We start from the raw sequence: 303 nt of genomic DNA on the forward strand, positions 1-303 counted from the left end.
GTGAACACCTGATGCTGGTGCGCGACATCACCCGCCTGTATCAGCTGGAGCAGANAGCTCTTGTGCTCTTTTTTTTTTTTTTTAAAGCAAAAGACGGCATACGAAGTCCTTCGTTTCGTCTGGGGGGCTGGGAGGTGTGTATAAAAGAGAGTTGAACACCTGATGCTGGTGCGCGACATCACCCGCCTGTATCAGCTGGAGCAGATGCGCAAAGACTTCGTCGCCAACGTCTCCCACGAGCTGCGCACGCCGCTGACAGTAATCTCCGGCTATCTGGAAACCCTGCTGGATCTGTCTCTTATA

The 303-nt window shown here is 52.6% G+C and carries 1 pseudogene; it reads left to right on the plus strand.

Annotated features, from left to right (window positions below):
• Positions 1-153: 153 nt before the first annotated feature.
• Positions 154-303 (plus strand): annotated as a pseudogene (locus ACQ4LH_RS22025) (histidine kinase dimerization/phospho-acceptor domain-containing protein); the annotation flags it as partial.

It is taken from the genome of Pseudomonas peli (assembly GCF_050563605.1).
Taxonomy (GTDB): Bacteria; Pseudomonadota; Gammaproteobacteria; order Pseudomonadales; family Pseudomonadaceae; genus Aquipseudomonas; species Aquipseudomonas peli_A.